Annotated in this window: 19 protein-coding genes and 1 pseudogene; 10 read left to right on the forward strand and 10 right to left on the reverse strand. The window is 69.1% G+C overall.

The features are described 5' to 3' along the window. Positions 1–123 precede the first annotated feature (123 nt). From AC08OV_RS10975 to AC08OV_RS10985, 3 genes are all read left to right on the forward strand, one after another. A complete protein-coding gene (locus tag AC08OV_RS10975; RefSeq protein ID WP_476614098.1) occupies positions 124–1,020 on the forward strand; it encodes a serine hydrolase domain-containing protein in 897 nt (298 codons plus the stop codon). 271 nt (positions 1,021–1,291) lie between these two features. Next, positions 1,292–1,972 (forward strand): 2'-5' RNA ligase family protein, encoded by a 681-nt coding sequence (locus AC08OV_RS10980; RefSeq protein WP_476614094.1) that lies wholly within the window; start codon positions 1,292–1,294, stop codon positions 1,970–1,972. A gap of 30 nt (positions 1,973–2,002) precedes the next feature. Next, entirely contained in the window at positions 2,003–3,259 is a 1,257-nt protein-coding gene (locus tag AC08OV_RS10985; protein WP_476614095.1) for a YihY/virulence factor BrkB family protein, read from the forward strand. A 467-nt stretch (positions 3,260–3,726) separates the two neighbouring features. Here the strand turns inward: AC08OV_RS10985 and AC08OV_RS10990 are convergent. The 3 genes and pseudogenes from AC08OV_RS10990 to AC08OV_RS11000 form a co-directional block, all read right to left on the reverse strand. Beyond that, positions 3,727–4,566, reverse strand: a pseudogene (locus tag AC08OV_RS10990) (D-alanyl-D-alanine carboxypeptidase family protein); the annotation flags it as partial. Between the two features lie 42 nt (positions 4,567–4,608). Next, on the reverse strand, positions 4,609–5,655 hold the full coding sequence (locus AC08OV_RS10995; RefSeq protein ID WP_476619620.1) for a DUF1003 domain-containing protein: 1,047 nt from the start codon (positions 5,653–5,655) through the stop codon (positions 4,609–4,611). A gap of 550 nt (positions 5,656–6,205) precedes the next feature. Further along, positions 6,206–6,475, reverse strand: coding sequence for a hypothetical protein (locus tag AC08OV_RS11000; RefSeq protein ID WP_476619621.1), 270 nt, complete (start codon positions 6,473–6,475; stop codon positions 6,206–6,208). Positions 6,476–6,763: 288 nt separating this feature from the next. On the opposite strand from AC08OV_RS11000, the gene AC08OV_RS11005 reads away from it, so the two are divergent. Beyond that, positions 6,764–7,339: a hypothetical protein gene (locus tag AC08OV_RS11005; RefSeq protein ID WP_476614335.1), complete on the forward strand. Its 576-nt coding sequence runs from the start codon at positions 6,764–6,766 to the stop codon at positions 7,337–7,339. Between the two features lie 218 nt (positions 7,340–7,557). On the opposite strand, the gene AC08OV_RS11010 is transcribed toward AC08OV_RS11005, so the two are convergent. Then, complete coding sequence (locus AC08OV_RS11010) at positions 7,558–8,037, reverse strand: hypothetical protein (RefSeq protein ID WP_476614336.1); 480 nt, start codon at positions 8,035–8,037, stop codon at positions 7,558–7,560. A 172-nt stretch (positions 8,038–8,209) separates the two neighbouring features. Here AC08OV_RS11010 and AC08OV_RS11015 point away from each other — a divergent pair, with 172 nt between their 5' ends. The 4 genes from AC08OV_RS11015 (at position 8,210) to AC08OV_RS11030 (ending at position 9,218) form a co-directional block, all read left to right on the forward strand. Further along, on the forward strand, positions 8,210–8,284 hold the full coding sequence (locus AC08OV_RS11015; RefSeq protein ID WP_476614341.1) for a hypothetical protein: 75 nt from the start codon (positions 8,210–8,212) through the stop codon (positions 8,282–8,284). 180 nt (positions 8,285–8,464) lie between these two features. After that, positions 8,465–8,686 (forward strand): type II toxin-antitoxin system HicB family antitoxin, encoded by a 222-nt coding sequence (locus tag AC08OV_RS11020; RefSeq protein WP_023839758.1) that lies wholly within the window; start codon positions 8,465–8,467, stop codon positions 8,684–8,686. Continuing rightward, complete coding sequence (locus AC08OV_RS11025; RefSeq protein ID WP_006542954.1) at positions 8,683–8,910, forward strand: type II toxin-antitoxin system HicA family toxin; 228 nt, start codon at positions 8,683–8,685, stop codon at positions 8,908–8,910. The genes AC08OV_RS11020 and AC08OV_RS11025 overlap by 4 nt, the downstream gene beginning before the upstream one ends. 32 nt (positions 8,911–8,942) lie before the next feature. Next, a complete protein-coding gene (locus tag AC08OV_RS11030) occupies positions 8,943–9,218 on the forward strand; it encodes an SCO4848 family membrane protein (RefSeq protein WP_476592159.1) in 276 nt (91 codons plus the stop codon). A 530-nt stretch (positions 9,219–9,748) separates the two neighbouring features. Here AC08OV_RS11030 and AC08OV_RS11035 read toward each other — a convergent pair. Both AC08OV_RS11035 and AC08OV_RS11040 read right to left on the reverse strand, forming a co-directional pair. After that, on the reverse strand, positions 9,749–10,513 hold the full coding sequence (locus tag AC08OV_RS11035; protein WP_462189294.1) for an SDR family NAD(P)-dependent oxidoreductase: 765 nt from the start codon (positions 10,511–10,513) through the stop codon (positions 9,749–9,751). A gap of 391 nt (positions 10,514–10,904) precedes the next feature. Then, positions 10,905–12,146 carry an ATP-binding protein gene (locus AC08OV_RS11040; RefSeq protein WP_476614338.1) on the reverse strand — a complete coding sequence of 414 codons (1,242 nt, stop codon included), beginning with the start codon at positions 12,144–12,146 and terminating at the stop codon, positions 10,905–10,907. A gap of 254 nt (positions 12,147–12,400) precedes the next feature. Here AC08OV_RS11040 and AC08OV_RS11045 point away from each other — a divergent pair, with 254 nt between their 5' ends. Continuing rightward, the gene (locus tag AC08OV_RS11045; protein ID WP_476614339.1) at positions 12,401–14,701 is read left to right on the forward strand and encodes a DEAD/DEAH box helicase; all 2,301 of its coding nucleotides are present in this window, start codon (positions 12,401–12,403) and stop codon (positions 14,699–14,701) included. 17 nt (positions 14,702–14,718) lie between these two features. Here the strand turns inward: AC08OV_RS11045 and AC08OV_RS11050 are convergent, their stop codons facing one another. The 4 genes from AC08OV_RS11050 to sdhC are packed head-to-tail and all read right to left on the reverse strand — an operon-like array spanning position 14,719 to position 18,079. Further along, the gene (locus AC08OV_RS11050) at positions 14,719–15,417 is read right to left on the reverse strand and encodes a succinate dehydrogenase iron-sulfur subunit (protein WP_462186658.1); all 699 of its coding nucleotides are present in this window, start codon (positions 15,415–15,417) and stop codon (positions 14,719–14,721) included. Next, positions 15,417–17,171 (reverse strand): succinate dehydrogenase flavoprotein subunit, encoded by a 1,755-nt coding sequence (sdhA, locus tag AC08OV_RS11055; RefSeq protein ID WP_476614340.1) that lies wholly within the window; start codon positions 17,169–17,171, stop codon positions 15,417–15,419. The genes AC08OV_RS11050 and sdhA overlap by 1 nt, the downstream gene beginning before the upstream one ends. Before the next feature lie 48 nt (positions 17,172–17,219). Further along, a complete protein-coding gene (locus AC08OV_RS11060; protein ID WP_462186660.1) occupies positions 17,220–17,684 on the reverse strand; it encodes a succinate dehydrogenase hydrophobic membrane anchor subunit in 465 nt (154 codons plus the stop codon). Next, complete coding sequence (sdhC, locus tag AC08OV_RS11065; protein WP_462186661.1) at positions 17,684–18,079, reverse strand: succinate dehydrogenase, cytochrome b556 subunit; 396 nt, start codon at positions 18,077–18,079, stop codon at positions 17,684–17,686. The genes AC08OV_RS11060 and sdhC overlap by 1 nt, the downstream gene beginning before the upstream one ends. Before the next feature lie 263 nt (positions 18,080–18,342). On the opposite strand from sdhC, the gene AC08OV_RS11070 reads away from it, so the two are divergent. Beyond that, positions 18,343–18,480, forward strand: a complete 138-nt coding sequence (locus tag AC08OV_RS11070) for a hypothetical protein (protein WP_462203784.1) — start codon at positions 18,343–18,345, stop codon at positions 18,478–18,480. The last annotated feature ends 3 nt before the right edge of the window (positions 18,481–18,483 follow it).

The following is an 18,483-nucleotide window of genomic DNA, read 5'->3' on the forward strand; positions in this document are numbered from 1 at the left end:
CGCCAGCCAGTCTCGCAGCCGGCTGCCCCCCGGTGGACGCATGCCCCGCCTCGCCCGGCCCGCGGGGTGGACCGGGTGCCCGGGTCGTCGGGACCGGCGGGAAAACCTCGTACAGTGCGGAACGTGGACGCTCTTGGACAGGTGGCGGCGTGGCCGGTCGAGACCGTCGCGGTCGCGGTGATGGGTCGGGCGGACGAGGCGGTCGGACCGGGTGCGGGGTCCGGGTGGCCGGACGCAGCGGTGACCCCGCGGGTCCGGGAGGTGGCGCGGACCGGACCACTCGATCACCCCTTCCGGCTGGCCTCGGTGTCGAAGCTGCTCAGCGCCTATGCGGTCCTGATCGCCGTGGAGGAGGGCGCGATCGGGCTTGACGATCCCGCCGGACCCCCCAGGTCCACCGTGGCTCATCTACTCGCCCACACCTCCGGGCTCGCGTTCTCGGGGACCCGCACATTGGCCCCCCCGGGTACCCGTCGCATCTACTCCAACACCGGGTTCGAGCGGCTGGGGGAGGCGCTGGAGAAGGCGACCACCATCGCCTTCGCCGACTACCTCGCCCAGGCGGTCTTCGAGCCCCTCGGGATGCACGGTGCCCGGCTGACGGGATCCCCGGCCTCCGGCGTGACGGCGACGCTTGCCGACATGCGACGCTTCGCTGCCGAGCTCCTCGCCCCGACGCTGATCACCTCCGCGACGTTCGCCACGGCCATCTCGGTCGCCTTTCCCGGACTTGCCGGCGTGCTGCCGGGTTTCGGCCAGCAGACCCCCAACGACTGGGGACTCGGCTTCGAGATCCGCGGCAACAAGCACCCGCACTGGACGGGCAGCTCCAACGCGCCGTCGACCTTCGGCCACTTCGGGCAGAGCGGGACCTTCCTGTGGGTGGATCCCGTCGTCCGCCTCGCATGTGTGACTCTTTGTGATCGTGATTTTGGCGAGTGGGCCCAGCGAGCCTGGCCACCGCTGGCGGACGCGATCCTGGCGCAGGCCCCCTCGTGGTCCGCAAACCGCTCGGCGTGACGTGCGAGAAAGGGCGGGGCGGCGCGGCCGTCAGTGACCGTTTCCGGTCGGATGCCGGTTTCTTCCGAGGGCATTGTCAGCTTTTGGTCATGATCTGGAACCCGGCTCTCCTTCCCATGGTCCGCGCGGGACGGCCGTGGCTCATGGGCCATGATGTCGGCATGTTTCCTCGGCGAGACCGATCCCGACGGCCGGTTCCTCACCCGGCGCAGGCAGGTATGGATACGCAGAGTAGCGATCGTCGCTGCTTTCGTCGGGGAGCCGGTCCCGTATGACTGAGGGGGTGAACGGTCATACCGTCCAGGTTGTCCCGGCTGTTGATCCCGGTGAATCGGTTGTTCCGGTCGATCCGGTCGATCCGGTCGGTTCCGCGGGTCGGGTGGACATCGGCGTGGCGATCGGCATCCCCGAGCCGTACCGCACAGAGCTTCAGGACTGGCGGGAGCGACTCGGCGATCCGAACGCAGCCCTCATCGTCCCGCACGTCACCCTGCTGGGTCCGACCTCCGTCGGGCTCGTGGACCTGCCCGTGATCGAGCGCCACCTCGCGCGGGCGGCGCGGGCGAACTCCCCGTTCACCATCCGCCTGCGGGGATCCGGCACGTTCCGGCCGCTGTCCCCGGTCGTGTTCGTCGCCCTTGCCATGGGTATCCTCCGGTGCGAGAAACTGGCGGCGGTGGTGCGGTCCGGTCCTCTCGACCGGCCGCTCAGCTTCGCCTACCATCCGCACGTCACCGTCGCGCACCACCTCGCCGAGGACGCGTTGGACCGCGCCTTCGATGCGCTCGCCGAATATCAGGCGCAGTTCGAAGTCAACGGGTTCGGGCTGTATGAAAGAGGCGCCGACCTGCGCTGGCGGCAACTACGCTTCTTCCCGTTCGGTCGCCCTGCGCGTGGGCCGGAACCGGTGGGCGGCGGGGGGCGACGCGCCACACTCGGATCTCGGGAGTAAGCGCGCGTCGCCGGGGGGACAGTAACGAATGTGGCGGGACCTCGTCAGGCGGTACGGGCCAGTGTCGGGACGGTTTCCGGCACCGCTGTGGCAGTACGCCGGAAACGTCCTTTTCTCGATCACCTCATCCGGGCATATTCCCGCTACACAGCCGACGGCGGTGATCGTCTCGCGGCGTCGGCGACCTACTTTGCGTTCCTGTCGTTCTTCCCGCTGGTCGCGCTGGCCTTCGCGGTCACCGGCTTCGTCGTGGACGCGTACCCCGATGTGCAGGAGAGCCTGACCCGGCAGATCAACGACTATCTTCCGGGTTTGGCGGACAAGCTCGACGTTGCCTCGATTGGCAACGCCAAGGTCGGCGTGGGCATTATCGGTCTTGCCGGCCTCCTGCTCGCCGGACTCGCGTGGATCGACGCGCTGCGGGGTGCCATCCGTCTCGTATGGCACCAGGACATCGACGTTGGCAACATCATCACCCGGCGGCTGCGGGATGTCACGGTGCTCGCGGGACTGGGGCTGACTCTGTTGGCCTCACTCGTCGTGACCAGCCTCTCGACTTCGGCCACCGGGTCATTCCTGAGCTGGATCGGCTTGTCCGGCAGCACCGCCGCGGCCTGGGTGACCGGCCTGCTGGCCCTGCTCGTCGCCCTCGCGATCGACACCGCGGTTTTCCTCTATCTGTTCTGGCGGCTGCCGCAGCAGACCGACCGGGTGCGGATGGTCCGGGGTGCGGTGCTCGGCGCCGTCGGAGTCGAGATCCTCAAGATCGTCGGCACCTGGCTGGTCGGGCAGACCATGAGCAATCCGGTGTACGGTACGTTCGCGGTGATCGTCGGGTTGCTCATCTGGATCAACATCGTCATGCGATGGACGCTGTTCGTCGCGGCTTGGACCGTGACGGCGCCCTACAACTCCGACGTCTTCCCCTCCGGTTCGGCAGCCCGGCATTCCGTCGCCGCGGCGGCCGACCACGCGGCGGCCGACCACGCGGCGGCGGCAGGCGCGGGCGCGGGATCCGCGGGGCCGGGATCCGCGGGGCCGGCGTCCTACCGGTCGAGCGGCTCGCCGAACCCGGAGGCCTCCCGCCGCCCGGTGTCCGGCTCCCAGACCGGCTCGACGCCGCTCGAGCCGGCTTCATCCGACTCGTCATCGGCGAAGCCATCCTTGGCCGGACCGCTGCGGGTGGCGTCGGAGGGCAGCCCGCGTGGCACGGTGCCCATCCCCGCCCGGGTACGGGCACTCCTGCGCCGGCGCATACCCTCGGGGACATCCAGCGGGTCGGACTGATCAGGTCCGGCCGCCGGCCTCAGCCTCACGGACACGTGTCCGTCGCGCGGTGCGGGCGGCCGACCCGACGGGCGCTCGACGTCCCGGAGGCCCGCCGCCGCGTGCCGCCGCCGGTGCTGGCGCCGACGCACTCGGGCGGCTCGACGGGTGAGCGCGGTGAGCAGGCATGCCACGACGGTGCAGCCGATCGCGATCCAGGTTATCGGGCCGATGCCGCTGCCAGGATCGCCCGCGCGGGCGACGCCGTGCCGCGAGGAGGCTGTTGCCGCGCCGGCGGTTGGCACGACCCCTGGACCCGCCGGGCTGACGGAGGGCCGGTCTCCCGCGGGCCCGCTCGACGCCGGCGCCGTCGCCCTGGGGTTCGCGAGATACCCGACCGGGGTGACCGTGTCGGCGTGCGCGAAACCCCAGTCGAGCAGCGCGCGTGCGTCCTTGCCGTAGGCGGGAGCCGTCCGCAGCAGGGCGACGATGAGGGTGTGGCCGTCGCGGGTGGCCGCGCCGACGAACGTCGCGCCGGCCGCGATGGTGTAGCCGTTCTTCACCCCGATAGCCCCCTCGTAGGAATGCAGCAGGGCGTTGTGGTTCTGGATCTCGAAGCGGGTACCCCCCCGGCCGGCGAGCGAGGCGCGCGGGATCGTCAGGTAGCTCCGCACCGTCGGGTTGTCCAACGCCGCCCGACCGAGCACGGCTAGGTCGTGCACACTGGTGACCTGGCCCGGACTGTCGAGTCCGGTCGGGTCACCGGCGACGGTGTCCGTCGCGCCGAGCGACCTGGCCAGAGCGTTCATCCGCTGCAGCACGGCGGGGGTTCCCCCGCTCGCCTGGACCAGGGCCATGGTCGCGTCGTTTCCGCTGGAGATCAGCATGGCAGTCGCCAGGTCACGGACGGTGTATCCGACCCCCGGCACGAGACCGACCTTCGTGCCGTCCACCCGAGGGGCGTTCTCGTCGACCGTCACGACCCGGTCCGGCGGCAGGCCGGGCAGCACGGTCAGCGCGGTAAGGATTTTCATCGTGCTGGCCGGGAGATCCTGGGCGTGGGGGCGGTAGGCGGCGAGGATGGCGCCGCTTCCCGCGTCCGCGACAAGCCACTCGGCGGCCGTGAGACCGGCCGTGAGACCGGCCGGGGGAGCGGAGTCGGAAGCGGCGGTGGGTGCCGGTGCGGCGAGTGGGACGGCCGCGGCCGCCGGAACGATCTTCAGGAACGGGGCGAGAATCGCTCCGAGGACCGCCACGGCCACCAGCGCCCGCCCGAGGCTTCCGCGGAGGCGACGCGGGTCATGCCGGGGCGGACAGGGGACACGCACCTGTCGAACGCTACTGGGTTGCCCCGTTCCGCAGAAGGGTGGTCACGACCCGTGTCGCGAGTGGGCGTTTCCTGTGGAGGAATCCACTGGTTGCGGCTTTCCCATTGAATGCCGGGAGGAGCCCGTATGGACAGAGAGGCTATGGTGCCCGTGTGTTGTGACTCCTCTGTTCTTGAGGTGCGTCGTCGCGCTGGCCTCCCGGGTGGGGTCGTCGAGCGTGGTCTCCGGGGTGGGACCGGTGGCGATGGTCGGCGTCGTCTTCCTGTCGGGACCGCCGTTTTCGCGGTTCCCGGTGCGGGTGGCATACCCGGCGTCCGTGGAGCGAGGGAGGATGCCGGTCGTGCTCACACCCGTGGTGTTCCTGCGCTTGTGGTGCTTGGGCCGCCGGGGGCGTTCCGGATTCCCGGCATTCGGCTTGCCCGTGGCGGGTGGGTCCTCGGTCTCGGGGTCGCTCGTTTCCCGGAGGCCACCACCGGCCGTGGACGCCGGCCCGCCGTGCCGTGACGGCGATCGTGCCGCGGTTGGCTCCCGTTCATCCGACGCCGTCTGGTGCGGAACGCGAACCGCGTCCCGAACCAGGCTCTCGATGTCGCCGCGAAGAGATTCGAGTTGGCCGGCCAGCTCGCCGCGCACGTACTGCCGGGTCGCCGCATCGCTCTGGGCAAGCCGGAGCGCGGCGATCTCACGCGCGAGAAACTCGGTGTCTTCCCGCATACGTACAGCGACCGCCCGATCCTCGGCCAGCGAGGCACGGTCACGGTCGTCCTGTCGGTTCTGGGCGAGCAGGATCAACGGCGCCGCGTAGGCGGCCTGGGTCGAGAAGGCCAGGTTCAGCAGGATGAAAGGGTAGGGATCCCACCGCAGCAGCGGTAGCGCGATGTTCAAGGCTATCCAGACGATCACGATACAGGTCTGAATGGCGAGGTAGCGCCCGGTTCCCAGGAAACGGGCGATGGCCTCCGCGAAGCGACTGACCGATTCCCGGTCCATGCCCCGGGGGATCAGTGTGACCCGGCCGGAAGCGGGCAGGTCGAGACGCTCGGTGCAGGCACCACGACGTCCCGCGGCCCGTGATGTTGAGATGCTCATGGAAGATCCCCCTCCGCGCGCCCCAGTCACCGCCGGACAGCTGTGAGTGCGCATTCCTCGAGCAGGCCGCGGGCGGCACCGCCACGGCGACCTCTGGTCGACACGACTTCGATCGACCGCACCTGCTTGTGCACTGCTCGCGGCCCATGCGACTGCCGACCCGGACGGATCAGGGAAGCCCGGCCGGGACAGGGTGGATCCGCGCTACCGGCACGAACCGATCGGGCCGGGAGATCGCGGTGACCATCGACTCCCGAGCCGGAGACGCCGTCGCCGACGGCACGGCTGCACCGGACAGGAGGGCCGTGCGTCCGAACAGGCCGGACTTCCGAACAGTGCCCCGGGCGTCGTCCACCCGGGTTCCGTGGACGCGGGCCGGACGCGACGGTGCGCGCTCATCGGCCCGGGATTCAGCGCTGGCTGACGTCCACGAGCAGGAAGCGGCCTTTACTGGAGCACCCGCCAGGACTCACAGCGGCCACCTCCTCGCGCTGGTCCTCCGTAGAGGATTTTTCGGGGGCTTGTCAAGGATAACCGCCGGAGTTGTTCCCTAACCCACTGGGGCACCCGTGATATCGGTCGCGATGACGTCACCCGAAGCGGGGACCGTCACCGTGGCGCGGGTGGCGCGGGTGGCGCGGGTGGCGCGGGTGGCGCGGGCGCGGGCGTTCCACTCCTCGGCGGGCCGCGCGCTCGCCTCGGCCAGGATCTGCCAGAACGCCGAAGGAGCATCGGCGAGCGCGGCAAGGCGCAGCCTTCGCAACAGCATTCCCTCGTCTGGTTTGATCCGGCGCCCCCGGATGTCGTCGGCACCCTCCATCGCTCCCTCCCGTCATCCCGCCGTCTTGCCCGTCTTGCCCGCCGACCTGGCCGGCCCGCCCACCTTGCTCGCCGACCTTGCCCGCCTTGCGTATCCCTTGCGCATCCTCCGTGTCGGTGCCGCCCGTGACCAGACCGTCGTCCGGGAGAGGTCGGTGTTGTGCGGGACAGGCCGGTGTTGCGCGTAATCGGTCCGACCTTTACCGCAAAGTGCTCCCGGGCAGCGGGGGAAGCGCGGATACTGATCAAAGCGGCGGGACGGCGGAGGAGTCGCGCGAGATGATCTATCGTGGGTAGGCCCGTCTCGTTGATCGTGCGGCATGACGGGCCTTCGTGGTCGGCCTGGTCCCCGCAGTGCCCAGGGCTGGCGATGGCCCAGCCGTCCGCCGCGGAGCTGCGGGCCGCGTTGCCCGACGTCCTCGCGTGGTACTTCGGGGAGGACACCGACACCGACGCGCAGATCCACGTCGAGCGGAGGCTGTGCGGTGGCGTCGTCGTCCGGATCGCCCAGGATGCGCAGCTGTGGGAACGTCAGCTGGTCGCCGACCGGCTGGGCGAGGCCTTGGCCGCCGGGGACCAGGCGGCGCGGCTGCGTGCGGCCCCGGGTAACGCAGCCGGTGAGGTGATCTATGTCTGCGCGCTGCAGTCGGACCGCGTCTCCTGGCTGACGGGCCAGCTGGAGGACGAGAACGACGCGGTCGTGGCCACCCTCCCGGTGGCCGAGACGATGCTGTGGACCATGCGGTTCGGAGCGGCCCACAGCGGGGCCGGGGAATCGGTCCAGCCGCCCGCCTACCGCCCTGAGACGACGTTCAGCGAGGTGATGCGGACCTTCGCCGGGTCGCTCCAGCACCTGCGGGCGTGAGCCGCGGGACATCGAAGGCCATGGTCGTCCGATCGTGGTTCCTGATCGCGGCCGGTGTCTGGGCGTAGGGTAGCTGGCCGAATTTGTAAAATATTCACTTATGGCCTAGGTGCTGTGGCGGTTGCGGCGGTCGTGACAACAGGAGGGTGGGCACTCGGCTTCGGCCGCGGATCCATTCTTCGACACCGCCGTCGAGGTGCCCGGCGGCACGCAGCAGATCATGGTGGAGGGTCGCGAGTGGTCGGTTGTGGATTGGTTCGTGGTGCGCGACGCGGTTGCGGAGCCGAACGAGGCTGTCGACGGGGTTGTAGATCCGGGTCCGTTGTGCCGGGCGAAGGTTCGGGAACGCGCGGCGGAGTGCGGGAGTCCACAGGCCGCAACCTGACGTAGGCGTCGGCGATGTCCTGCCGTCGAGGGGCTTCGAGGATGCCGGCCGGGTCGTCGTACCACTGGCCGGGCCTTCGCTGGCGCTGATGCCAGAGAGTGAGCTGGTCGTGCAGGGCGTTGCGCAGGACGATCTCGAAGAGCCCGAGGACCTTGTGGAACGCGGCGCTGATGCTGCTGTTCCACTCGTACAGGGCCACTGCCCGCTCGAGGTCGTGGTTGCAGGCCCGTTCGTACGGATCGAGGGGTTCGGCGCTCAGCCTGCGCCGGAGCTGGACCGCGAGGGCGTGCGACGGGGTCACGGCGTTCGACATCGGGTTACCGGTCTTCTAGACTTCGAGGTGGACACCCCGGATGGCCTCTACCGCTCAGGCGGCATGCCCCGGGGTTTTGTCTGTCCGCCCACCTTAGGGCGATCTACGTGGCCGAACTCGCGCCCCCACACGAAGACCGCGGCTCGCGGCCGGTGCGAGGCTGGTGGGCTGACTGGAGTCGAAGCGTGTGTCCTGGTTCCTGATCGCGGTGGGTGTGTGGATGTGGACGATCTGGCCAAATTTGTAGAACATTCACTTATGACCTAGGTACTCCCCGGGGCCGGGAGCGGTCTTGTGTCTCTCGTGTGTACCCAGGCCGTTAGAGATCGTTTCCGCTCGTATGGTCGACAGAGGTCTGGTCGATTATGTCGAGGGGGTGACGGTGAGCGCTTCGCCAGGAGTGGTAGGGACGGCTAGGCTGATCTCCATGGAGCGAGCGGCGCGGCTGACGGCTGTCGTCACGCATGAGGGCGACTGGTACGTGGCACGGGCTCTGGAGGTCGAGGTGACCAGCCAGGGAGCCAGCGTCGAGGAGTCGCTGGCAAATCTTCGCGAGGCGCTGGAGCTGTACTTCGAGGACCAGCCGTTCCCCGTGACCGCTGCGGACGGTCCCATCGTCGCTCCGCTGGACATCCGCCTGTCGGCGTGACGCCCGCGCTGCCTCGGGTCTCCGGGGCGAAGGTGGTGAAGGCTCTGGGGCGTGCCGGCTTCGAGGAGGTCGCCACGCGTGGCTCGCACTGCAAGCTGAGGCACAAGGAGAACGCCCGGGTCGTGATCGTCCCGCTTCACCGGGAGCTGGCGACGGGCACGCTCGCCTCTGTTCTGCGTCAGGCGGGCATCGAGGCGGAGGAACTTAGGACGTTGCTCACCTGAGCTGCGCGTGGTTCTGGGTGCAAGCTGGGTGGGTGACTCTGTCGAAGCGTGTGTCCTGGTTCCTGATCGCGGTGGGTGTGTGGACGTGGGCGATCTGGCCGAATTTCCTTCGGAACGTGTGGAAGGATGATCGTTCCTGGGACGACGGCCCGACCGGCTTCTTCACGGTGCACTTGGTCCTGACCGTCGTCTCCCTCGTAATCGGTTCCGTCGTTGGCTGGCTCGGCATCCGCGGCGCACGCGCCGTCCGCCATGGCGATACCGGTGATGGTGCCTCATCCAGGAAACTGATCAATTCGGGTCGTTGACATGCTGAAAGCGGCGGTAGTCTTCGAAACCGCTCCGTGTCATGATCGGCTCTACGCCGTGTGATCCTCCTGGCTTCAGAGCCTGCCCAGCCGCGGAGCCATGCCACCAGCGTGGCACGTCTACGGACCAGTTCCGCAGATCAGATACCAGGGATGACGGGCCATGGTCATCTCGCCGCCTCCGAACTCGCCGGTACCACGCCGCGGACCATGCGGGCAGAGGGGCCGCGACGTAACGGTCGCCTAGGGGGACGGCCGCCGCGTAGCCGGCCGTCGCGTAACGAGAACCGCCACCGAGGTGGATGCCACATCCGCCACCCAGCAGGCCACGACTTCACTATTTGTTGGGAACTTGGCCGTTTCGTTGTGGCACGTGGCTAATCCTGATGGCTCATACCTCGCCCAACGACTGAGTGGATAGACGGGCCACCGCTACCAGCAGCGGGGCTCTTCCCGAACCCCGGCCCTTCCTCCGGAGGAGGGGGTCCGCCGCCGGCGGTGGGCGCCGGGGGTTCCCGCGCGACGCGGTGTCAGCCGACCTGCTCGGTGGGCCGCATGAGTAGTTCGTTGATCGCGACCCGCCGCGGCCGGGTGACGATGTAGGCGACGGCGTCCGCGATGTCCTCGGACTGCATCGGCTCGATGTCGGCGATGCGGCGCATGACGATATTCCGGATCTCCTCGCGGATGTGGGACCTCAGCTCGGTCTCGACGGAGCCCGGTTCGACCACCGAGACGCGCACGTGCCGGGCGGTGACCTCTTGGCGCAGCGACTCGGTGAACGCGTTCACCCCGAACTTGGTGAGGTTGTAGATGCCGGCGCCCATGGTGGCGTGCCGCCCCGCCACTGAGCTGATGTTCACCAGGTCCGCGACCTGGCGGGGGCCGTCGTCCGCGGCAGTGAGCAGATGCGGCAGCGCTGCATGGGTGACGTACAGCAGGCCCTGCAGGTTCAGGGCCACCATCCGGTCCCACTCCTCGGTCGGCGCGTCGAGGATCGGCCCGGGCAGCATGATCCCAGCGTTGTTGACGACGGTATCGAGCCGACCGAGCTCCGCCACGGTGCGCTTCACCGCGTCGACGGCCTGGGCCTGGTCGGTGATGTCCAGCGGGAGGGGGAGGGCGGTGCCGCCGGCGCCGGTGATGTCGGCGGCGAGGCGCTCGAGCCGGTCGCCGCGCCGCGCGACCAGCGCCATCGCGGCGCCGTGCCGGGCCAGCTCGCGGGCGGTCGCCTCACCGATGCCGCTGCTCGCACCGGTCACCAGGGCAACGGTGCCGTCCAGCCGTTCGCTCATGTGTACGCGCTCCTGAGTCGTGGGCGAAGTCGCCGGGTCGGTCAGCGTGGTCAGATGCCTTACCCGGAGCGGCTGGAAGGCGGTGTCGCGGCCGGCCGCACGAACCGGTGGAACCCGGCGACAGGCACTGTCCGGTCATGCCGGGCGAAGCCTACTGGAACGATCCCGCTTCCGTGGACAGCGAAGTCGAGATTCCCCGTCCATAGGGAAGGAGCGTCATGGGGTCAGCTCGCCGGACGGGTGGGGGTCACTACCAGTGGGCGGCGGCGTCCGTGGTGTCCGTGGACGTCGGGGTGCCGATGTTCTCCCCGATCGCGGGGCAGCCGGACCAGTCGTATGGTCGATCCTGTGCTATAAGCCGTTCTGAGCCGAAGACAGAGCGAGATCCGTTCTAACCCCACAGTGTGCATATCGGTGCGGCGAAGATCTTCGGGTCGAGTTGATACAGTCTCGGCCCGGTGTGTAGTATCACACCGGCGATGAAGCGTTCACCGAGTTCATCTCGTAGCCACGTCAGATGACGTACCGAATTCTTGCCGGGCGCCGCGTCGGCCTTCACTTCGATTCCGATCACCTGCTCGGCGCCGAGCTCGGCGAGAATGTCAACCTCGTGGCGTCCGGCCTCCTGCCGCAGGTGGTGAAGGCGGGCTCTACTGGAGCCGGCTGGAAGCTCGGCCCGAACCTGCGCGGCCACAAAGGTGTCGAGGATCCGACCGAGGAGATCGCCGTCTCGGAGCGTCGCGTTGACGTCGAGGCGAAGGGCAGCGCCGATCAGTCCGGGATCGACGACGTACTTCTTCGTCGTCCGGACAAGCCGCTTGAGTCGGTTCGTCGTCCATGCGGGAAGCGCCTCGACTATGAGCAGGTTGCTCAGTAGGTGATCATATGCGTCGGCGGTCTTCGCGTTGATTCCGGCGGTTTCGTACAGCGTCTTGCTGTTCACTACACCGGCGGAGTTCAGAGCCAGGACCTCGAAGTATCGTCGTAGGCGATACGGGTCCCGGTTCTCATGGAGAATTTCGACGTCACGGGTGAGAAGCTGATCCAGGTAGCTTTCCAGCCAGTAGCCGCGGGTGCGGTCCGAGAGGTGCAGCGCGGCTTCGGGGAATCCGCTTCGCAGGGCCATCTCGACGTAGCCGCGAAGGTCTGGTGCGCCTGACGGCACGACCAGCAAATCCGCGCCGCTTGTCGCGATTCGATCAAGGAAGGTCGGCCTGTCGACTCGGCCGATGATCTCTCGTATGGTGAGACCGGTCATAGGCACTCTTACCAGGCGGCCGGTGCCGGGCCAGTTGTCGGCTTCGAGATCCGTTCGTACGGAGCCGGCGACGATGAAGCGGCCGGGCCGGGGCTCGGAATCGACCGCACGTTTGATCGCGCCGAGCACCGTCGGAACCATCTGCCACTCGTCCAGAAGAATCGGTTCTGGAAGTCCGCGGAGAGCGGCGTCGGGATCCGCGGTGAACGCGACAGCCTCGCGTGGTTGATCGAGACGGATAACTGTGCGGGCATGCCGGGCCGCTGTCGTGGTCTTGCCGGTGGCCCGCGGCCCGACGACCAGTAGTGCCGGCAGTTCCTGCAGAAGATCACGGATCAGGCCGTCGACGAGCCGTGGGAGGTAGGGTCGATTCATGATCGAATATTACCAACTTCACGCACTGGCTAGTAGCAACCTCCCGCAAATACTGGTACTAAGATGCCGCAGTCGCTCCGCCTCGGGCCGTCGCGGCCGTACCCCGGTGGTGACCGTGCCCAGGCGGGGCCGGGTTCGCGGGTGTCGATCGCTGGGATGCTGCTGACCGCGGCCCACCACGCCGTCTCCGGTGCGGAAGCGGCTGTGACCTGGGACGATCCGATCTTGTCGGTGGCGTCGGGTAGACACCTCTCATGGCAGCAGACGAGACGACCTCCGCGCTTCCGGTGGCTTCCGGCCTGGCGTCGCCGGTCGCGCATGCTCCGGGCCCGGCGGACCCGGTGCCCGGTGGGCTGCGGGAGCGCGCGGAGGAGCTGCTGCGGGCGCTTGCCGGGCCGGCCGCGGCGCTGCGCGAGGACCAGTGGCAGGCCATCGACGCGCTCGTGACCCACCGGCGCCGGGTGCTGCTCGTCCAGCGCACCGGTTGGGGCAAGTCGGCGGTGTACTTCCTCGCCACGGCACTGCTCCGCGGTGCAGCGGGACGCGCTGCTCCGACGGTGATCGTCTCCCCGTTGCTCGCGCTCATCCGCAACCAGGCGGCGGCCGCGGCGAGGCTGGGCATCCGCGCCGGCGAGATTCACTCCGGCAATGTGACCGAGTGGGACGAGGTCTACGCGGCGTTGCGGTCGGGCGAGCTCGACGTGCTGCTCGTCGGGCCGGAGCGGCTGAACAACCCGACCTTCCGGGACGACTACCTGCCCGAGATCGCCGCTACCACCGGGTTGCTCGTCATCGACGAGGCGCACTGCATCTCCGACTGGGGGCACGACTTCCGGCCCGACTACCGGCGGCTGCGTACCCTCGTCGCCGGGCTGCGTCCGGGGGTCCCGGTGCTGGCCACGACGGCCACCGCCAACACCCGCGTGGTCGAGGACGTCAGTGAGCAGCTCGGAACCTCCGCTCCCGCCGGCCCAGCGTCCGCCGGGACGTTGGTGCTGCGCGGGAGTCTCGATCGGGAGAGCCTGCGGCTCGCGGTCGTGTCGCTGCCGCAGGCCGAGCACCGGTTCGGCTGGCTCGCCGACCATCTCGGCGAGTTGCCCGGATCGGGGATCGTCTACACGCTGACGAAGGCGGCGGCGGAGGAGCTGACCATCTTTCTGCGCGGTCAGGGTCATGCCGTCACCACGTATCACGGTGGCACCGAGGCGGCCGAGCGCATCGCCGCCGAGGAGGACCTGCTCGCGAACCGGGTCAAGGCACTGATCGCCACCAGCGCGCTCGGAATGGGCTTCGACAAGCCGGACCTCGGCTTCGTCGTCCACGTCGGGGCTCCGTCGTCGCCGATCTCCTACTATCAGCAGATCGGCCGGGCCGGCCGTGCGCTCGATACGGCCGAGGTCGTGCTCCTCCCGGCGGCTGAGGACCGGGACATCTGGCGCTACTTCGCGGACACCTCTTTTCCGCCGGAGCACGTCGTCCGCCGGGTGCTCGGAGTGCTCGCGGCCGCCGACCGGCCGCTGTCGACCCAGGCGTTGCTCGCGTCCGTCGACCTCGGCCCCAGCCGGCTTGACCAGATGCTGAAGGTTCTCGACACCGACGGGGCGGTCCGGCGGGTCAGGGGCGGCTGGGCGAGTACCGGTGAGCCCTGGTCGTACGACGAGGAGCGTTACCGGCGTGTCGCCGCGGCGCGGTCTCGGGAACAGCAGGCGATGCTCGACTACATCGTGACGACCGGCTGCCGGATGGAGTTCCTGCGCCGGCAGCTTGACGATCCCCACGCGGCGGCCTGCGGGCGGTGTGACCGGTGCACCGGTCGGTCGTGGTCGTCCGCGGTCTCGGAGTTCTCGCGGACGCGGGCCCGGGATGAGCTGCACCGGGCGGGCGTCCCGGTCGAACCGCGGCGGATGTGGCCGACGGGGATGGGCCGGCTCGGGGTCGACCTGGCCGGGCGTATCCCGGCGTCGGCCGGTGCCGAGCCCGGGCGGGCGCTCGCCCGACTCAGCGATGTGGGCTGGGGAAACCGGCTGCGCCCGATGTTCACGCCTGCCACCCTTGCCGCGCCCGGCTCCGCTGTGCCCGGCTCCGCTGTGCCCGGCTCCGCTATGCCCGGCTCCGCTGTGCCCGGTGCCCTCGACGGCCCGCTTCCCGGCGATCTTGTCGAGGCGGTGGTCGCGACGCTCGCCGGTTGGGGATGGCAGCGGCGGCCGGTGGCCGTCGTGTCGATCGCGTCCCGGAGCCGGCCCCGGCTCGTCGCGAGCCTCGCCGAGCGCATTTCCACCATCGGACGCCTGCCGCTGCTGGGGCAGCTCGACCGGGTCGCCGACGGGCCGCACACCGGGCAGGTGCACAACAGCGCGCACCGGCTCGCCGGCCTGTGGAATGCGTTCACTGTCTCCCCGGCCCTTGCCGCCGCCCTGGGCGAGCTCGGCGGTCCGGTGCTGCTCGTCGATGATCGGATCGTCACCGGCTGGACGATGACGGTCGCCGCTCGACTGCTCCGGCAGGCCGGAGCGCCGTCGGTGCTGCCGTTCGCGCTCGCGGTGGACACCGCATGACCGGCCGGGAGAAAGGCTCAGACGCGGCGGAACAACAGCGCCCGCTTGACTTCCTGGATGGCCTTGGTCACCTGGATGCCGCGTGGACAGGCGTCGGTGCAGTTGAAGGTGGTCCGGCAACGCCAGACCCCCTCGCGTTCGTTGAGGATCTCCAGGCGCTCGTCGGTACCGGAGTCACGGCTGTCGAAGATGAACCGGTGGGCCGCGACGATCGCCTGCGGGCCGAAGTAGTCGCCGTCGGTCCAGAACACCGGGCACGCGGTGGTACACGCCGCGCACATGATGCACTTGGTCGTGTCGTCGAAGCGGGCCCGGTCCTCGGCGGACTGCAGCCGCTCGCGGGTCGGCTCGTGGTCGTCAGTGATCAGATAGGGCTTCACCGCCCGGAACGCGTCGAAGAACGGTTCCATGTCGACGATGAGGTCCTTCTCCACCGGCAGACCTTTGATCGGCTCGATAGTGATCTCCGAGCCGAGGTCCTTCACCAGCACCTTGCAGGCGAGGCGGTTGGCGCCGTTGACCCGCATCGCATCCGAGCCGCACACCCCGTGCGCGCAGGACCGGCGGAAGGCGAGCGTCCCGTCGAGGTTCCACTTGACCCACATGATCGCGTCGAGCAGCCGGTCGCTCGGATCGAACGGCACCTGGTAGCTCTCCCAGTGCGCCTCGTCGACCGTCTCCGGGTCGTAGCGACGGATCTTGAGGGTGACTGTCATCAGTACTTGCGCTCCATCGGCTGGTAGCGGGTCATGACAACCGGCTTGTAGTCTAGGCGGATCTCCGCCTCTGGCGAGGCGGCCACCAGCGGCCCCGAGCGGTAGGCCATCGTGTGGCGCATGAAGTTGACGTCGTCCCGGTTCGGGTAGTCCTCACGGGAGTGGCCCCCGCGGGACTCGTTGCGGGCCAGCGCCCCGACGACCAGGACCTCGGCGAGGTCCAGCAGGAAGCCGAGCTCCACCGCCTCGAGTAGTTCGGTGTTGTAGCGACGCCCCCGGTCGGACACGCCCACCCGCTGGTAACGCGTCTTGAGGCCGGAGATGTCGCTCAGCGCCTGCTTGAGCGTCGCCTCCGTCCGGTACACCGAGGCGTTGACGTCCATCGACTCCTGCAGCTCGCGCCGGATCGCAGCCGCGTTCTCGGTTCCGGCGCCCGCGCGCAGGCGCCCGAGCAGGTCCTCGACGAACGACGCGGGGTTCTCCGGGAGGTCGGGGTGCCGTGCGGTCGCGTTCGCGTACTCGGCGGCGGCGATGCCGGCCCGCCGGCCGAATACGTTGATGTCGAGCAGCGAGTTGGTGCCCAGCCGGTTCGCGCCATGCACGGACACACACGCCACCTCGCCGGCCGCGTACAGACCGGGCATGACCGTGTCGTTGTCCGCGAGCACCTGCGCGTCCACGTTGGTCGGGATGCCGCCCATCGCGTAGTGCGCCGTCGGCTGGATCGGGATCGGGTCGTTGTACGGTTCGATGCCGAGATAGGTCCGGGCGAACTCGGTGATGTCGGGCAGCTTCGCGTCGAGCTGCTCCGGCGGCAGGTGGGTGAGGTCGAGGTAGACGTGGTCGGCGTCCGGGCCGCAGCCGCGGCCGGCACGGATCTCGGTGTAGATGGCGCGAGCCACCATGTCGCGTGGCGCAAGGTCCTTGATGGTCGGGGCGTAGCGCTCCATGAAGCGTTCGCCGTCCTTGTTGCGTAGGATTCCGCCCTCGCCGCGGGCACCCTCGGTGAGCAGAATCCCCATCTTCCAGATGCCGGTCGGATGAAACTGGAAGAACTCCATGTCCTCCAGCGGGATGCCCCGCCGGAACGCCAGACCCATTCCGTCACCGGTCAGCGTGTGCGCGTTGGAGGTGACCTTGAAGACCTTGCCGAAACCGCCGGTGGCGAACACCACCGACTTGGCCTGGAAGACGTGGATCTCCCCGGTCTTCAGCTCGTAGGCGACCACCCCGGCCGCCGCGCCCTCCTGCAGCAGCAGGTCGAGGACGTAGAACTCGTTGAAGAACTCGATGTCGTGCTTGACGCACTGCTGGTACAGCGTCTGCAGGATCATGTGCCCGGTGCGGTCCGCCGCGTAGCAGGAGCGGCGCACCGGGGCCTTGCCGTGGTCGCGGGTATGGCCGCCGAACCGGCGCTGGTCGATGCGACCCTCGGGTGTCCGGTTGAACGGCAGCCCCATCTTCTCCAGGTCGAGGACAGCGTCGATGGCCTCCTTCGCCATGATCTCCGCGGCGTCCTGGTCGACCAGGTAGTCACCGCCCTTGATCGTGTCGAAGGTGTGCCACTCCCAGTTGTCCTCCTCGACGTTGGCCAGGGCGGCACACATGCCGCCCTGCGCCGCGCCGGTGTGCGAGCGGGTGGGATAGAGCTTGGTGAGCACGGCGGTCCGGCAGCGGGTGCCCGCCTCGATGGCGGCACGCATGCCGGCTCCGCCCGCACCGACGATGACTGCGTCGTACCTGTGGACCTGCACGCCTACCTCCATCCGTCCGATGCTGGGGTCACGAGATCACCGGCGCGTTCAGATATCGGGATCGAAGGTGAAGATGACCAGGGTGCCGAGGGCGACGACCAGGAACGCCGAGGTATAGAGCAGCGTCTTCAGCCAGAACCGGGTCTGGGGCCGCCCGGCGTAGTCGTTGATGATCGTGCGCAGGCCGTTGGTGCCGTGCAGCTCCGCCAGGAGCAGCATCACCAGGTCCCAGGTGCGCCAGAACGGTGACGCCCAGCGGCCGGCGACGAACCCGAAGTTCACCCGCTGCACACCGCCGTCGAGGATGTTCATGATGAACAGGTGACCGAGCACCAGAAAGAACAACAGCAGGCCGCTGACCCGCATGAACACCCAGGCGTAGAGCTCGAAGTTGGTGCGCGCCTTGGCGCTGCCCGGCTTCCCCCGCCGGCGGGAGAGCCCGGGGGCGCGGGGCGCGACGAGTTCCGGCGCGCGCGGGCCCGCCGGGCCACCGGGGGGAGCGGTTGCCGTCATCAGGTCGTGCTCCCGAACAGCGTCTCGAAGGTGTGCAGCAGCATTCGGGAGGCGGCCGGAACCAGCAGCACGACGAAGATGACGAGCTCGACGTACAGCATCTGCTTCTGGTACCTCGGGCCGGACTCCCAGAAGTCGATCAACATGATCCGGATGCCGTTGAGGGCGTGGTACAGCACCGCCGCGACCAGGCCGACCTCGAGCAGGTTGACGACCGGGTTCTTGTAGACCTCGATCACCTCGTTGTACGACGTGGGGGAGACCCGGACGAGAGCGGTGTCGAGCACGTGGGCGAAGAGGAAGAAGAAGACCAGGACACCGGTGATCCGGTGGGCCACCCAGGACCACATACCCTCTCGACCGCGGTACAGCGTGCCCGCTGGTGCCTTCGGCAATGAAAGCTCCTCCGGATCGGCCCAGCCGATGGGCCGGAAAGGTCATGTCTGGGGGCGCTAGGGCGCCCCGACGCATCGTCGAGACGATGGTGCATCTCACCCAGATGCTAGTGCCGGGCCTGGTGGAGGGCATGTTCGGGCCGGGCGCGTCCGGGTGAACTCGGCCACAGGCGCACTGGGACGCCCCACCCCCGGGTTCCGGTGCCATTCGGTGCCGGCCCGCTCCCCGAGCCGTCCCTCGACCGGGTCGTCAGGGTACGAGGGTGGTGGTTTCGGTCGGCGCCGGTGCCGTCGTCGGAACGACGGGCGGCGTCGTGACCCCCGGAGAGGCCGATGCCGTCCGGCTCGGCGAGGGGGTGACCCGGTCGGGTGGTGTCTGGGTCGGTGGCGGGGAGGTCTGAACC

This window comes from Frankia sp. CeTa3Moorea (genome assembly GCF_978021225.1).

Bases quoted from the DNA above. Each gene is read 5' to 3' on its own strand.
- AC08OV_RS11045 (WP_476614339.1), top strand. From the start codon at position 12,401: ATGGCAGCAGACGAGACGACCTCCGCGCTTCCGGTGGCTTCCGGCCTG.
- AC08OV_RS11040 (WP_476614338.1), bottom strand. From the start codon at position 12,146: ATGAATCGACCCTACCTCCCACGGCTCGTCGACGGCCTGATCCGTGAT.
- AC08OV_RS11010 (WP_476614336.1), bottom strand. From the start codon at position 8,037: ATGTCGAACGCCGTGACCCCGTCGCACGCCCTCGCGGTCCAGCTCCGG.
- AC08OV_RS11060 (WP_462186660.1), bottom strand. From the start codon at position 17,684: ATGACGGCAACCGCTCCCCCCGGTGGCCCGGCGGGCCCGCGCGCGCCG.
- AC08OV_RS11050 (WP_462186658.1), bottom strand. From the start codon at position 15,417: ATGACAGTCACCCTCAAGATCCGTCGCTACGACCCGGAGACGGTCGAC.
- AC08OV_RS11035 (WP_462189294.1), bottom strand. From the start codon at position 10,513: ATGAGCGAACGGCTGGACGGCACCGTTGCCCTGGTGACCGGTGCGAGC.
- AC08OV_RS10980 (WP_476614094.1), top strand. From the start codon at position 1,292: ATGACTGAGGGGGTGAACGGTCATACCGTCCAGGTTGTCCCGGCTGTT.
- AC08OV_RS11000 (WP_476619621.1), bottom strand. From the start codon at position 6,475: ATGGAGGGTGCCGACGACATCCGGGGGCGCCGGATCAAACCAGACGAG.
- AC08OV_RS11020 (WP_023839758.1), top strand. From the start codon at position 8,465: ATGGAGCGAGCGGCGCGGCTGACGGCTGTCGTCACGCATGAGGGCGAC.
- AC08OV_RS10995 (WP_476619620.1), bottom strand. From the start codon at position 5,655: ATGAGCATCTCAACATCACGGGCCGCGGGACGTCGTGGTGCCTGCACC.